This window comes from Lysinibacillus sp. NPDC097868 (assembly GCF_044761135.1).
Taxonomy (GTDB): domain Bacteria; phylum Bacillota; class Bacilli; order Bacillales_A; family Planococcaceae; genus Lysinibacillus.
In genome coordinates this window covers 2,921,023-2,935,055 of sequence record NZ_JBIWBS010000001.1, presented here as the reverse complement: position 1 = coordinate 2,935,055, position 14,033 = coordinate 2,921,023, and the positions used below count along the sequence as shown (strand labels likewise).

The window sequence follows — 14,033 nt, the reverse complement described above, 5'->3', positions numbered from 1 at the left end:
CAATAAATGAACGGGAAGTAGCTCAGCTTGGTAGAGCACTTGGTTTGGGACCAAGGGGTCGCAGGTTCGAATCCTGTCTTCCCGACCATTTCCTAGTAACATGAATTTATGGGGCCTTAGCTCAGCTGGGAGAGCGCCTGCCTTGCACGCAGGAGGTCAGCGGTTCGATCCCGCTAGGCTCCACCATAATTTATAACCAGTATAAAGATCCTGGCGGTGTAGCTCAGCTGGCTAGAGCATTCGGTTCATACCCGAAAGGTCGTGGGTTCGACTCCCTCCGCCGCCATCTTAAAGGACCTTTAGCTCAGTTGGTTAGAGCAGACGGCTCATAACCGTCCGGTCGCAGGTTCGAGTCCTGCAAGGTCCACCATTTATATAATACGACGGAGGTATACCCAAGTTCGGCTGAAGGGATCGGTCTTGAAAACCGACAGGCGGGTAACACCGCGCGGGGGTTCGAATCCCTCTACCTCCTCCAGTTTTTATTTTAATAAATGGTGTGCTAATAACTCGATATAAATGAATATTATTTTCGCGGGGTGGAGCAGTGGTAGCTCGTCGGGCTCATAACCCGAAGGTCGTTGGTTCAAATCCGGCCCCCGCAACCAAATGGTCCCGTGGTGTAGCGGTTAACATGCCTGCCTGTCACGCAGGAGATCGCCGGTTCGATCCCGGTCGGGACCGCCATTTTTAAATAAGTTGATAGCTTAGTAAGAAGTATAAGGGTCAGTAGCTCAGTTGGTAGAGCATTAGATTGAAGCTCTAAGTGTCGGCGGTTCGATTCCGTCCTGACCCACCATATACGCGGGTGTAGTTTAATGGTAAAACCTCAGCCTTCCAAGCTGATGTCGTGAGTTCGATTCTCATCACCCGCTCCAAATGGGCCTATAGCTCAGCTGGTTAGAGCGCACGCCTGATAAGCGTGAGGTCGATGGTTCGAGTCCATTTAGGCCCACCATTATTCCGAAGTAGCTCAGTTGGTAGTAGCACCTGACTGTTAATCAGGTTGTCGCAGGTTCGAGTCCTGCCTTCGGAGCCATTTTTTTATTTGTGGGGAAGTACTCAAGAGGCTGAAGAGGCGCCCCTGCTAAGGGTGTAGGTCGGGTAACCGGCGCGAGGGTTCAAATCCCTCCTTCTCCGCCATTGGCCCCTTGGTCAAGCGGTTAAGACACCGCCCTTTCACGGCGGTAACACGGGTTCGAATCCCGTAGGGGTCATACTAAAACGCAGTAAATGTGAACATCACATTTGCTGCGTTTTTTTTTGCTAGAGGAGCAATGCTAGGGCGTTTAAAACGCCCTAGCATTTCTTTCTATGTTACTTATTGTTGCACACACAACCATTCTATTATATTGAATTTTCAGGTAATATAGTAATGAACAATAAATAGAGGGGGATAAGGATGAGAAACAACTTGAGATGGGTGAACAATCGACAATATCATTTACAGGAGAACATAGAACGCGTAACACCTACCCTACAAAGTTTTACACTTGAACAGGTTCATTGCGTGGAGCGATTTCATCATACATATGAAGGGTTTGTAAAAACGCCTTTACGTAGTTTAGATTGTTTGGCATCGCATTTAGGGGTCCATAATATTTTCGTTAAAGATGAATCGTATCGATTTGGTTTAAATGCATTTAAGGTTTTAGGGGGTATTTATGCAATAGGACAGTATGTCGCAAAAGTGCTAGCTAAAAATATTAATGAACTGTCATTTGAACAATTAAAGTCGCCTGAAGTAAAAGAACAACTAGGCGATTTAACATTTATTTCAACGACAGATGGCAACCATGGGCGAGGGGTTGCTTGGGCTGCAAGAGAACTAGGCTGCAAGGCGCGGATATATATGCCGGCTGGCAGCGCCGAAGAGCGATTGCAAAATATTAAGAATGAAGGGGCATATGCGGAAATCACGACGATGAATTATGATGATACCGTACGCTATACGTCACAGCTTGCGGAGCAAAATGGCTGGGTAATCATACAGGATACGATGTGGGAAGGGTACGAAGAAATTCCATTATGGATTATGCAAGGCTATACAACATTAGCGAAAGAAGCTGTCGATCAATTAGAAGAAGCACCTACGCATGTATTTTTACAGGCAGGAGTAGGTTCATTTGCAGGCGCAATCGTCGCTTTTCTACAACAATTTTATAGACAAAAAATAACTTTTGTTTTGATTGAGCCAGATGCAGCTAATTGCTTTTACGAGAGTTTTAAACTTGGCACTGAACATTTTGTTACTGTCGGTGGAGAGATGCAAACAATTATGGCTGGGCTAGCATGTGGAGAGCCAAATCCTATGGCTTGGGATATTTTAAAAACCTACACGCAAGTAAGTATTAGCTGTGATGAAAATGTAGCAGCAACGGGCATGCGTGTGTTAGCAAATCCAATTGGTTCGGATCAACGCATTATTGCAGGCGAATCAGGTGCTGCACCATTCGGATGTTTTTATGAATTAATGACGAATGAGGATTATGCAGAATTAAAGGCGGCATTACAGCTAAATGTACAATCAACTATACTATTTGTTAATACTGAGGGAGACACGGACGTAGAAAACTATCGGGATATTGTGTGGCATGGTAAGTATGCAAAATAGTATGAGTGAGCATCTCTTGGTTGATTGAGATGCCTCCTCATTGTTTTTTACAATACTCTTTTATATTCTTTAAGTATATTCATAAAATAAAATAAATAAAGAGGTGATATAAGTGAGTAACCACATAAAATTTCAATGGAGGATAACAAAATATAATCCTGACTTCCGAAATAATGAAGGGCATTATACGAAGGAGTTGGAATGGACAAGTCCATCTCACATTGGGAAGACAATTTATGGTGAAACCTTTACATTAGAAAAATACTTAGAAATAGAAACTGCATATATTAATACGATTATGAAGTTTTTACATGTCAATCATATAAAATCACTAACAATGATTAATACTACTTATATTAATGTAGATATAAATTCTTCTTTGTATAACCAATTGTATGATAAAGAATTAGACAAAATACACTTAAAGGATGATCAAGAGGTAACGATTGATGAAATACCTTTAATTTCTAAAATGGTATTACGGGGTTTCATATTTTGTCATTTCATAGCTTCAGATTTTTTTGTGCATTTCGGAGATGACTATTATATGTTTATTGGAACAAATCATTATCAAGAGGAGCCATTACAATTTGCTCGGGAAAATCATTTATTTGTAGAAGAAATGCTTTCTCCATTTTATATCTGTGAAGAGAATATCGAAAGAAAGATAATGTGGACGCCAATTCATGAAGATACTGTAGTAGGCGAGGAAATACTAACGGACATTTCATTAGAGAAATATAGGGAAATATTGCACCTGTCAAATAATCATCCAGTTGTCGGGGTCTTTCCAATTACAGCGAGTAACCAACAATTTTTTCAAAAAAAACTAAAACACAAAATAGATATGAATAAGTATCAATATTATCTAAGCGCGGGGGATTAAGCGAACGGTACATGAGTTACCCTCAAATAGTATAAGCGACTTTTAAGAGCTGTGTCTGGTAGTAAAGTAGACACTGCTCTTTTATTTTTCCTTTAGGAGAGAATAATGTAAATAGCCCTTGACCTTAACGCTACGTAAAGGTTTACAGTATGAATATGGAGGTGAGAGCAATGGAATATACGATTCAGCAACTTGCCAAATTGTCTGGGGTCAGTACGAGAACGTTACGCTACTATGATGAAATCGATTTGCTAAAACCAGCAAGAACAAACGAGGCGGGTTATCGCTTTTATGGTCAACATGAAGTCGATATACTTCAGCAAATTTTGTTTTATCGAGCACTAGATATGAAGCTAGTGACGATTCACAACATCATTCATGCACCTGATTTTCAACATACTGCTGCATTAAAAACACATCGTGATGCCTTACTACAACGAAAAAAGCAGCTAGATCAATTATTAAAAACAGTAGAACAAACAATTCAATCGATTGAGGAGGAACGTCCAATGAAGAACGAAGAGAAATTTGAGGGCTTTAAAGAGCAGCTAATTGAGGAAAATGAAAAGCAATATGGTAAAGAAATTCGTGCAAACTATGGTCAAGAAACGGTTGATGCATCGAATGCAAAGTTTAGAAATTTAACAGAGGAGCAGTATAATGCAATGCAACAATTAGAACAGCAATTATTTGAACGATTAAAAGAGGCGATGGCAATAGGAGATGTGCAAAATGATGTCTCGATGGAAGTTGCAGAGCTTCATAAGCGCTGGCTGAGCTTTTCGTGGCCGCAATATACAAAGGAAGCACATGCTGGTTTAGCACAAATGTATATAGCAGATGACCGTTTTACAGCTTATTACGATAATCATGTATCTGTTGGTGCCACTCAATTTCTACATGATGTAATTAGAGAATATACACAAAACTAAAGGATTCCTTCTCATACTGATGTTTTAGAAATAAGTATTTAGGAAAAAATGAATGTATGAGGAGGAGATTTTCATGAAACAACAAATGATAGAAAAGTTTAAAAAACAATTACAGCAGGAATTACAGGAAATTGAGCAGCAGCTTGAGGAATCAGAGCGTCCTCAGGCAACGGAGCTCTCCAATTATGATAATCACCCAGCTGATAATGCGAGTGATTTAACAGACCAGCTTACAGAGATGGCAATTGATGAGCACCGCAGTGATCATGCTGAGGAGATCAAAAATGCCCTGCAAGCTATTGAAGATGGAACATATGGCAAGTGTGCGGAATGTGGCGAAGAAATTCCGCTAGGTCGCTTAGAAGCGATGCCACATGCATTGACATGTGTAGAGCATGCGGAGCAACGAGAAGATCAAATACGACCAGTAGAAGAAGAGGTACTATCAGCATTACCAAAATCAGATGATTTCGAAGAGCTTGAGGAATTTGGCTCGTCAGATACGCCATCAGATAAAATGTAAAAAATACGAGGATTTCTTCCTAATTATTCCCTTGACCAGTATAATAACTGTATGGGGTGATAACATGGAAATAATTGATTTACATTGTGATGTATTATTAAAGTTAACGACGCTAGAAGCGCCAAAATTTGCGGATGATGTGCGATTACACGCAAGTAAAGAAAGATTACAATTAGGGCAAGTAAAGGCGCAGGTATTCGCTATTTTTATCGACCCTAAGACACCACAAAATATGCAATTTTTAGAGGTAATGCGTCAAATTGAAGCCTTCCATACACAAGTGTTACAAACTGAGGGCATGGTGCATATTACGGAATGGTCACAACTAAATACTTTAGCGCCTCATGAAATTGGTGCTATTTTAAGTTTAGAAGGCTGTAGTGCAATTGGTGAGGATATTACAAAGCTTTCGGCAATTTTGGATGCTGGTGTAATGTTGGTAGGACTCACATGGAATGAAGAGAATGGTGTAGCCTATGGCGCTGAGCAGGATGCTAGCCTTGGGTTAAAACCTTTCGGCAGAGAGGTTATCAATATGCTAAATGAGCGGGATATAATTATCGATGTATCTCATTTAAACGAGCAAGGATTCTGGGATTTGCTGCCACTGGCAAAGCATCTTGTTGCAAGTCATAGTAATGCACGTGCGATTTGCGACCACCCACGTAATTTAACAGATCAACAGGCAAAGGCACTTGTAGAGCATGGTGGTCATATACATTTAGTCTACTTCCCGCATTTTATTGGGGACAATGCAACAATGGATGATCTAATTGCGCATGTAAAGCATCTGGCAACTATCGTTGGCATTGAGCATCTCGGAGTAGGTTCTGATTTTGACGGAATAGATGTTACAGTTAAAGGGCTCGCTCACGCAGGTGAGGCGCAAAATTTATTTGAGCGTTTACGAGAGCATTTTACAGATGAAGAAGTTCGCGGGATAGCGCACAATAATTTTAGACAATATATAAAAAAAGCAACAACCAAATAAGGTTGTTGCATTTCATTTTTAAAAAATAAATATAGATGACTACTGCTGTGGATTTCCGCTACGGGAGGACGCTTTCCGCGGGATCCATATAAGACGCACCCCCTGCTCCAATTAACTGAACCAGTGGGTAAAGACACTCTATTTAATAACTATCAATAGGATAAAAAATGACAAAAGCCATTAAGATGAACATCTTAATGGCTTTTGTCTAAATATTAAGCAGTAACCTAATAAGGTTGCTAGTTTTCATTTGTGCATATTAATAAAAGAAATAATTCACTAATAATCCGATTCCTAATAGGAAACCGAAGAATGTATTTGTTTGCGCTGTATATTTCATCGCTGGCATTACTTCCTTGGCTTCTTTTTTATCGCGGAAAATTTGGATAGCACGTAGCGGCTTCGGTATACTTAGGAAAATAATAAGCGCCCAAAACGTAATGCCATCAATTGCTACTAATGCAATGACCCATAGGTACGAAACGATGAAAAAGCCAGATAATACAGAAATAGCACGGTCACGGCCTACTAAGATGGCAAGCGTTTTACGCCCACCTTCTGTATCCCCAACGATATCACGAATATTATTAGATAGCATAATGCCACCAACTAAAATCATACTCGGAATAGAGAGTAAAATTGCATCTAATGTTACAGTAAGTGTTTGAATATAAAAGGCGATTAAGACAATACCCATCCCCATGACTGCCCCTGAAACAAGCTCTCCAAATGGTGAATATGCGATTGGATATGGTCCTCCTGTATATAGAAAACCTATCAGCATACAAACTAGTCCAACTGCAGCAAGCCACCAAGAAGTTGAGGCACAAATATAAATGCCAAGAAGCATGGCTATTGCATAAAAGCTTAAAGCAATCATCATAATCGTTTTGGGCTGGACACCATGACGGACAATCGTGCCGCCAATGCCGACAGAATGTTCATTATCTAATCCCAACTTGTAATCATAATATTCGTTGAACATATTAGTTGCTGCCTGAATTAGCATACTAGCAATTAGCATAGCAAAAAATAGTCCAAAATTAATTGTTTCTTTTTCAATTGCAAGAGCAATCGCTGTTCCTAAAAATACTGGAACGAATGAAGCGGTTAAAGTATGTGGGCGCGTTAAATGCCACCAAACTTTAAAACCCCTATCAGCTTCAATGACTTTGGTCATAAGGTCTTTCTCTCCTTCAACTATTGTAGACTCTTCTTATTTTATACGAAGAAAGAGAAAATGGATAGGTTCACAGCTTATTACATACAGTTATGTTTAAAAAAATGATACAATAGTACATGCATTTGAGAGATGGGAATATAAATTAAGCTAATCGTAGCAGTAGAAAGACTAAAGCCGTCAAACAAATAGGACGGCTATTTATGCGCAACAAGTAATGCTAAAGACGGATGTCACAGATGTTTTTTTGTGTGAAATTGAAGCGACAGACGTATGATGTTATGTACGTGGAATTTATAGCAACACGTACTATGACGCGAAAACATAATTGATTATGTACATTGCAATAACGGAGGTAATTTTCATGCAACAGAAGTGGTACCAAGCCACAGAAGTAGAAGTGGACTCTTTGGGCCAAAACCTTCATTTTTATATGGAAACAATCGAGGTAAGTCGCTTATCGGCTCTTGCATTTTATGCAGCGGGCGAGGAGCGTTATAAAGGTGAACGATTTTATTGGCAAAATAGAGAAAAAACAATGACATTAGTTGGGCTAGGACATGCCCACACAATTCAAAATAACGCAAAAAGTGACCGCTTTGATGCTGTAGAGGCAGAATGGAAAAGCTTAACGAAAAATTGTGTAAAAGGTCAGGCTGAACTACAACCAATTTTGTTTGGTGGTTTTACATTTGATCCTCAAAATAGTGTGAATGGTGAGTGGACAGACTTTCCAGAGGCTTATTTTGCCTTGGCAACGTATCAGCTCGTATTACGCGATGACAAAGCCTATGTAAGCATAAACCTTATCGCAAAAGCTACACAGGCAGATGAACAATTTGAAGCGCTGCGGAAAGAACGAGATCATTTAATCCATGCTGCGCAAGTAAAAGAAGTGAAAATGTATGCGAAGCCTGAAATAACTGATTATTTCGAGCCGTATAAGGAACCATATTTAGCGTCAATTGATCAGGTAACAGCACTGATTAAAGCAAAGCAAGCAGATAAAGTCGTAATTGCTCGATCACTTGCACTGCAATTTAAGGAACAAGTAACTTCACCTCAAGTATTAGCTCAAATTATTCACGAACAGCCTGAAAGTTATTTGTTTGGGTTAGAGTGGAAAGATTTATTATTTTTTGGAGCATCTCCAGAGCGACTTGTAAAGGTGGAAAAAGGTCATGCTTACTCATCATGTGTCGCAGGTTCAATTCAACGAGGTAAGACAGCTGAGGAAGATAACGCATATGGACAAAGCTTACTAAATGATCCGAAAAACGGTGGCGAACATCAATATGTAGTCGATATGATTGCGGATACGTTCCGTAAAAACTGTGTTGCGATGAAAATACCAGATGGACCACGCTTATTAAAAATTAGAGATATCCAACATCTATATACACCAGTTGAAGGTCAGCTTAATAACGAGGCAACCATTTTGCAGTTAACGAAGCATTTGCATCCAACGCCAGCTTTAGGCGGTGTGCCAAGAAAAGAGGCAATGACCGCTATACGTAAATACGAGCCAATGAATCGCGGGCTTTATGCTGCACCAATTGGTTGGTTAGATGCTGAGGGGAATGGGGAATTCGCGGTTGCGATTCGTTCAGCAGCTTTAATAAAAGATAAAGCTTATTTATATGCAGGTGGCGGTATTGTAGCTGATTCAGAGCCACAATCTGAGTATGAGGAAACATTAGTGAAATTCCGTCCGATGCTTCGAGCGTTAGGAGGACAAGTACATGAGTGAACGGAAAATATTGACTGATTATGTTTATAAAATGGTTGCTTCCCTAGTGCAGGCAGGTATCCAACATGTTGTTGTAAGCCCAGGGTCACGTTCGACACCATTAGCCTATGCTTTTGCCTCAACAAAGCAACTGACAATGTACCGACAAGTAGATGAACGAGCGGCTGCATTTTTTGCGCTAGGGATTGCTAAGTCTACTGCGAAGCCAGTCGTGTTGTTATGTACATCGGGCACTGCTGCTGCAAACTATTATCCTGCTATTGTAGAAGCAAGTTATGCGCGAGTACCTTTAATTGTCATAACAGCCGATCGACCACATGAATTACGTGAGGTAGGAGCACCACAGGCTATTAATCAGACAAATTTATATGGGGCACATGTAAAGTGGAGTGTTGATTTTCCACTTGCGGATGGTGCTGCACCGACATTGCCATTTATCGAGCGTCATATCGCACGTGCAGTAGCTATTGCAACTAGTGCACCTTTTGGTCCAGTGCATATCAATGTACCGTTCCGTGAACCGTTGCTCATTGATTTTCGTGATGAGCTTCCAGCTGTTACGTTTAAGCAAAGTAATATTGGACAGTTAACTCCACCAACGGATACGCAGCTAGAACTTGCATCTATATTACGACAAACGAAAAAAGGATTTGTCATTGTTGGTGAGCTTCCACTAGGAACAGATTTAACTGTGATGTGGGAGTTTGTGCGCCAATTAAAATGGCCAATTATTGTGGAGAGTCTATCAAATATGCGTACTTCCGTACCAAATGATTGTCTACCATATGTGATCACTACATATGATGCAATTATGAAAAACGATGACTTTAAAGCGCTTGTTGAACCTGAAACAGTTCTACGCCTAGGAGCTCAGCCTGTATCGAAGTTTATTATGCAATTTATTACAAAAACACAGCCACAAGCTTATATTGTTGTTGATGAAGACCCGATGTTCCGTGATTCTACAGGGGTATCAACGCATTTCCTACATGCGAGCATTGGCGAATGGCTTGTCCAATTAGATCTTTCTGAAACAGCGCTAGAAGCGGCATACTTAGCGGAATGGCAAGATGCCAATGACATCGCACTTGAATATATTGAGCACTATGCAGAAGGAGCAATTGACGAGGGAGCAATGGTGAGTCGCTTACTTGAATTAATTCCAAATGGCAGTGATGTATTTGTCAGCAGTAGTATGCCAATTCGTGATATCGATACATTTTTAATGACAACATCAAAAGATATTCGTGTTTTTGCGAACCGTGGGGCTAATGGTATTGATGGTGTTGTATCAACTGCGATGGGTTTAAGTCAAGGAAATAAACGTGAAACATATTTGCTGATTGGAGATTTAGCCTTTTTACATGATGTGAATGGTCTAATTGCTTCACGCTATCAAGCATGTAATATAACAATTATTGTGATGAATAACGATGGCGGTGGTATTTTCTCTTATTTACCACAATCCACTGTAGAGGCTCATTATGAGAATCTATTTGGTACACCGACAGCGCTCGAATTTCAAGATATTGCTCGCATGTATGATATGGACTACATTTGTATCGAGGATATTGCACAATTAGTTCCTAAATTTAATATGGTGAAAAAAGGTCCATTACGATTAATCGAAATTTTTACAGATCGTGAAGAAAACGTTTATGCACATCGCGCTCTTTGGAATCGTATTAATGCAGGGTTAAAAGCATGGCAAAGCTAATAATTCGTGGTCTTGAGACACATGTAGATATTTGGAATGAAGCAGCAGGGCAAACAATTGTTACCCTGCATGGCTTTACAGGAAGTACCGCTACATGGCGAAATTTAGCGAAGGATCTTCCGCATATGCGTATCGTAGCAATTGATTTAATTGGACATGGTCAAACAGCTGTGCCGGAACAAGAGAGCCGCTTTACAATGGATGAACAATTGCGTGATTTAGAGGAGATTTTTCGTCAATTACAATTAGAGACTTTTACATTGCTTGGCTATTCAATGGGTGGGCGTATAGCATTATCCTATACGATAAATTACCCGCATCGCGTTGAGAAGTTATTGTTAGAAAGTGCTTCTCCTGGTTTGCGAACATCGAAAGAGCGTATTGAGCGTTGTGAGCGTGATGATGCGTTAGCTACGAAAATTACGAATAATGGTTTGCAGTCCTTCGTTAATGCGTGGGAAAATATACCGTTATTCGAGTCGCAAAAACGGTTATCTGATAATGCAAGACAAGCTGTGCGAACAGAGCGATTGGCCCAAAGTGAGATGGGCTTGGCTGGCAGTTTACGAGGAATTGGAACTGGCGTACAACCATCAAATTGGGGCAAATTAACTCAATTAGAATTACCTGTGCTATTAATTACCGGTTCGTTAGATGTTAAATTTTGTAATATTGCATTAGAAATGAAAGCGTTATTAAAAAATGGAAAGCATATGACAGTAAATGACGTTGGACATGCAATTCATGTGGAAAATCCAGCTGAATTTGCTACAATAGTAAATGAGTATTTAACGTAATGTTTTTTACGTTAGCGACTCTTCTTAGTTATGAGGCGAATTTTAATTAGGAGGTATTTCAATGACACGTCAATGGACTACATTACATACTTACGAAGACATTAAGTATGAGTTTTATAACGGTATCGCTAAAGTAACGATTAACCGTCCTGAAGTGCGCAATGCATTTAGACCAAAAACAGTCATGGAAATGATTGATGCATTTTCTCGTGCCCGCGATGACAAAAATGTAGGTGTTATCATTTTAACTGGTGAAGGCGAGCAAGCTTTCTGCTCAGGTGGGGACCAAAAGGTACGTGGCCATGGTGGCTATGTAGGAGATGATGAAATTCCACGCTTAAACGTACTTGATTTACAACGTTTAATCCGTGTTATTCCAAAACCAGTAGTAGCGATGGTAGCTGGCTATGCAATCGGTGGAGGACACGTATTACATGTTGTATGTGACCTTACAATCGCAGCAGACAATGCGCGTTTCGGACAAACTGGTCCTAAAGTTGGTTCATTTGATGCTGGTTACGGTTCAGGCTATCTTGCACGTATTATCGGTCATAAAAAGGCTCGTGAAATTTGGTACCTTTGCCGTCAATACGATGCACAACAAGCGCTTGATATGGGCTTAGTAAACACAGTTGTTCCTTATGCGCAGTTGGAAGACGAAACTGTGCAATGGTGTGAAGAAATGCTACAAATGTCTCCTACAGCTCTACGCTTCCTAAAAGCGGCTATGAATGCTGATACAGACGGCTTAGCTGGTCTTCAACAAATGGCAGGCGATGCTACACTTCTTTACTACACTACTGATGAAGCAAAAGAAGGTCGTGACGCATTTAAAGAAAAACGTCAACCAGACTTCGGTCAATTCCCAAGATTCCCTTGATTTGTAATGGTGGAAGGCTCGTATCTCTATGTAGATACGAGCTTTTTTATTTTTAAAAAGGGGAGACAGACGAATAGACCGATGATGGAAAAAGCGGTACCATTATCATTGTAAATGATCGGAGGAAGCAAATAATGTACCCAAACTGGATTTTGCAGCGTGCGTATGTAACGCCATTACGTAACGCTCTCACATATGAAGGACAAACATGGACGTTTCAACAATTAAATGAGCTATCTGTAAAACGTGCTCGGCAGTTAACAGCAATGAATATCAGGCAAGGGGAACGTATCGCTATTATGGGGCCGAGTACGCCTGCACTTGTAGTGATGATGTATGCTTGTATGCATTTGCAATGTGAAATGGTAATGCTTAATCGTAGGCTTTCTCAAGCTGAAATCGCTTATCAACTAAAAGATTCACAAGCAGAGGTTGTGCTAGTTGCAGATGAAGATGTAGCAAAATTACCGCCACACACGTCTTATCATGTATTTACTGCAATAGAAAATGGTACAGAACAGTCTGTTGATATTGCAAAAGAATGGTCACTCAATCAAACAACATCCATCATGTATACGTCTGGGACGACAGGCTTCCCCAAGGGGGTTTGTCAAACGGTTGGCAATCACCAGGCAAGTGCAACCGCTTCTGTTCTTAACATAGGCTTGCAAGCCGATGATGTTTGGTTGTGTGCAGTACCATTATTCCATATAAGTGGATTTTCCATTTTAGTTCGTTCTTTGTTATACGGCAATAAAGTACAGCTATACGAGCATTTTAATGTGGATGCTATTGCACAAAACATAGTGGATGGCGATGTTACACATATGTCAGTAGTCGCTGTTACATTAGAACGCATACTAAATACACTTGAGCTAAACAATGCGGTAGCTTCACCGCGATTTAAATTGATGCTAGCAGGTGGTGGTCCTGTGCCAGTAGATTATTTAAAACGAGCGAATGCACTACATTTAGCCGTAGCACAAACATACGGTATGACAGAAACTTCATCGCAGACAGCAACACTAGCAAGTGAAGATGCTATGAAAAAAATCGGTTCTGCAGGCAAGCCATTATTTTTTAATCAAATAAAAATTTCGGCACCAAATGGGCAAGGTGAGGGTGAAATTTGTATTAGAGGCCCACATGTAACGCCTGGGTACATTGGACGCTTTGCCGAAAGAAGTTCAACCGAGGAGGGTTGGCTTCATACTGGAGACATTGGCTACATGGATGAGGAAGGATATTTGTTTGTTGTCGATCGTCGTGCAGATTTAATTATTTCAGGTGGTGAAAATATTTATCCAGCTGAGATAGAAAATGTTCTACTGGCGCATCCTGCAGTTCAGGAAGCGGGGGTGTGCGGCATCGATGATGAGAAATGGGGACAGGTTCCAATAGCTTTTGTTGTTTTAAAGGAACAAATAGCTATAGAAATTTTACAGCATTATTGTGAAAAGAAACTAGCTAAATATAAAGTCCCAAAACAATTCATTATAATCGATGAACTTCCACGTAATGGAGCAAATAAGCTGCTAAGAAGAAAATTATTAGAGTTACTTTCAACTGAATAACTTTCATTATATTAGAATGCCTTACAAGGGTCTCCATTTAAAGAAAAAGCAGCATGCTAGAAGTGCACTTCTAGCATGCTGTTTTTGTATACTTAAAGTGCCAGTCACCCAAACAATTTAGAATCTTATAGCACGGCTAGGTCATAACTAAGTAAAAATCCACGAAGACTCCTGCGGGAACGCACGCAA

The 14,033-nt window shown here is 40.3% G+C and carries 11 protein-coding genes and 13 tRNA genes; 23 read left to right on the top strand and 1 reads right to left on the bottom strand.

What is annotated here, in order from left to right; genetic code table 11:
- Nucleotides 1–11: 11 nt before the first annotated feature.
- The 18 genes from ACIQXJ_RS14730 (at nt 12) to ACIQXJ_RS14645 (ending at nt 5,946) form a co-directional block, all read left to right on the top strand.
- Nucleotides 12–88 (top strand) — tRNA-Pro (locus ACIQXJ_RS14730).
- Nucleotides 89–110: 22 nt separating this feature from the next.
- Nucleotides 111–186, top strand: a tRNA-Ala gene (locus tag ACIQXJ_RS14725).
- A 26-nt stretch (nt 187–212) separates the two neighbouring features.
- Nucleotides 213–286 (top strand) — tRNA-Met (locus ACIQXJ_RS14720).
- A gap of 7 nt (nt 287–293) precedes the next feature.
- Nucleotides 294–370, top strand: a tRNA-Ile gene (locus ACIQXJ_RS14715).
- 15 nt (nt 371–385) lie between these two features.
- A tRNA-Ser gene (locus ACIQXJ_RS14710) sits at nt 386–478 on the top strand.
- Between the two features lie 55 nt (nt 479–533).
- Nucleotides 534–608: transfer RNA gene (locus ACIQXJ_RS14705), tRNA-Met, on the top strand.
- 3 nt (nt 609–611) lie between these two features.
- Nucleotides 612–687, top strand: a tRNA-Asp gene (locus tag ACIQXJ_RS14700).
- 36 nt (nt 688–723) lie between these two features.
- Nucleotides 724–799 (top strand) — tRNA-Phe (locus ACIQXJ_RS14695).
- 5 nt (nt 800–804) lie between these two features.
- Nucleotides 805–878, top strand: a tRNA-Gly gene (locus ACIQXJ_RS14690).
- Between the two features lie 3 nt (nt 879–881).
- Nucleotides 882–958: transfer RNA gene (locus ACIQXJ_RS14685), tRNA-Ile, on the top strand.
- 4 nt (nt 959–962) lie between these two features.
- Nucleotides 963–1,039: transfer RNA gene (locus tag ACIQXJ_RS14680), tRNA-Asn, on the top strand.
- A gap of 13 nt (nt 1,040–1,052) precedes the next feature.
- A tRNA-Ser gene (locus tag ACIQXJ_RS14675) sits at nt 1,053–1,143 on the top strand.
- 2 nt (nt 1,144–1,145) lie between these two features.
- Nucleotides 1,146–1,217: transfer RNA gene (locus ACIQXJ_RS14670), tRNA-Glu, on the top strand.
- Between the two features lie 185 nt (nt 1,218–1,402).
- Nucleotides 1,403–2,614 carry a diaminopropionate ammonia-lyase gene (dpaL, locus tag ACIQXJ_RS14665; protein ID WP_403054781.1) on the top strand — a complete coding sequence of 404 codons (1,212 nt, stop codon included), beginning with the start codon at nt 1,403–1,405 and terminating at the stop codon, nt 2,612–2,614.
- Nucleotides 2,615–2,726: 112 nt separating this feature from the next.
- Nucleotides 2,727–3,500, top strand: a complete 774-nt coding sequence (locus tag ACIQXJ_RS14660; RefSeq protein ID WP_403054779.1) for a DUF7683 domain-containing protein — start codon at nt 2,727–2,729, stop codon at nt 3,498–3,500.
- A gap of 170 nt (nt 3,501–3,670) precedes the next feature.
- Nucleotides 3,671–4,432: a MerR family transcriptional regulator gene (locus ACIQXJ_RS14655; RefSeq protein WP_403054777.1), complete on the top strand. Its 762-nt coding sequence runs from the start codon at nt 3,671–3,673 to the stop codon at nt 4,430–4,432.
- Between the two features lie 73 nt (nt 4,433–4,505).
- Entirely contained in the window at nt 4,506–4,955 is a 450-nt protein-coding gene (locus ACIQXJ_RS14650) for a TraR/DksA C4-type zinc finger protein (protein ID WP_403054775.1), read from the top strand.
- Between the two features lie 64 nt (nt 4,956–5,019).
- Nucleotides 5,020–5,946, top strand: a complete 927-nt coding sequence (locus tag ACIQXJ_RS14645; protein WP_403054773.1) for a dipeptidase — start codon at nt 5,020–5,022, stop codon at nt 5,944–5,946.
- 259 nt (nt 5,947–6,205) lie between these two features.
- Here ACIQXJ_RS14645 and ACIQXJ_RS14640 read toward each other — a convergent pair whose 3' ends face one another.
- Nucleotides 6,206–7,126, bottom strand: coding sequence for a 1,4-dihydroxy-2-naphthoate polyprenyltransferase (locus ACIQXJ_RS14640; protein ID WP_403054771.1), 921 nt, complete (start codon nt 7,124–7,126; stop codon nt 6,206–6,208).
- A gap of 364 nt (nt 7,127–7,490) precedes the next feature.
- Here ACIQXJ_RS14640 and ACIQXJ_RS14635 point away from each other — a divergent pair, with 364 nt between their 5' ends.
- From ACIQXJ_RS14635 to ACIQXJ_RS14615, 5 genes are all read left to right on the top strand, one after another.
- Complete coding sequence (locus ACIQXJ_RS14635; RefSeq protein ID WP_403054769.1) at nt 7,491–8,876, top strand: isochorismate synthase; 1,386 nt, start codon at nt 7,491–7,493, stop codon at nt 8,874–8,876.
- Entirely contained in the window at nt 8,869–10,593 is a 1,725-nt protein-coding gene (gene menD, locus ACIQXJ_RS14630; RefSeq protein WP_403054767.1) for a 2-succinyl-5-enolpyruvyl-6-hydroxy-3-cyclohexene-1-carboxylic-acid synthase, read from the top strand. Before ACIQXJ_RS14635 ends, menD begins: the two co-directional genes overlap by 8 nt.
- A complete protein-coding gene (gene menH, locus ACIQXJ_RS14625) occupies nt 10,581–11,390 on the top strand; it encodes a 2-succinyl-6-hydroxy-2,4-cyclohexadiene-1-carboxylate synthase (RefSeq protein WP_403054765.1) in 810 nt (269 codons plus the stop codon). Before menD ends, menH begins: the two co-directional genes overlap by 13 nt.
- Nucleotides 11,391–11,451: 61 nt before the next feature.
- A complete protein-coding gene (menB, locus tag ACIQXJ_RS14620) occupies nt 11,452–12,270 on the top strand; it encodes a 1,4-dihydroxy-2-naphthoyl-CoA synthase (RefSeq protein ID WP_340822899.1) in 819 nt (272 codons plus the stop codon).
- A 134-nt stretch (nt 12,271–12,404) separates the two neighbouring features.
- Complete coding sequence (locus ACIQXJ_RS14615; RefSeq protein WP_403054763.1) at nt 12,405–13,844, top strand: o-succinylbenzoate--CoA ligase; 1,440 nt, start codon at nt 12,405–12,407, stop codon at nt 13,842–13,844.
- Nucleotides 13,845–14,033: the final 189 nt, after the last annotated feature.

Coding starts and splice junctions, on each gene's coding strand:
- ACIQXJ_RS14650 (WP_403054775.1), top strand. CDS start 4,506: ATGAAACAACAAATGATAGAAAAGTTTAAAAAACAATTACAGCAGGAA.
- ACIQXJ_RS14655 (WP_403054777.1), top strand. CDS start 3,671: ATGGAATATACGATTCAGCAACTTGCCAAATTGTCTGGGGTCAGTACG.
- menH (WP_403054765.1), top strand. CDS start 10,581: ATGGCAAAGCTAATAATTCGTGGTCTTGAGACACATGTAGATATTTGG.
- menB (WP_340822899.1), top strand. CDS start 11,452: ATGACACGTCAATGGACTACATTACATACTTACGAAGACATTAAGTAT.
- ACIQXJ_RS14615 (WP_403054763.1), top strand. CDS start 12,405: ATGTACCCAAACTGGATTTTGCAGCGTGCGTATGTAACGCCATTACGT.
- ACIQXJ_RS14640 (WP_403054771.1), bottom strand. CDS start 7,126: ATGACCAAAGTCATTGAAGCTGATAGGGGTTTTAAAGTTTGGTGGCAT.
- menD (WP_403054767.1), top strand. CDS start 8,869: ATGAGTGAACGGAAAATATTGACTGATTATGTTTATAAAATGGTTGCT.
- ACIQXJ_RS14635 (WP_403054769.1), top strand. CDS start 7,491: ATGCAACAGAAGTGGTACCAAGCCACAGAAGTAGAAGTGGACTCTTTG.
- dpaL (WP_403054781.1), top strand. CDS start 1,403: ATGAGAAACAACTTGAGATGGGTGAACAATCGACAATATCATTTACAG.
- ACIQXJ_RS14645 (WP_403054773.1), top strand. CDS start 5,020: ATGGAAATAATTGATTTACATTGTGATGTATTATTAAAGTTAACGACG.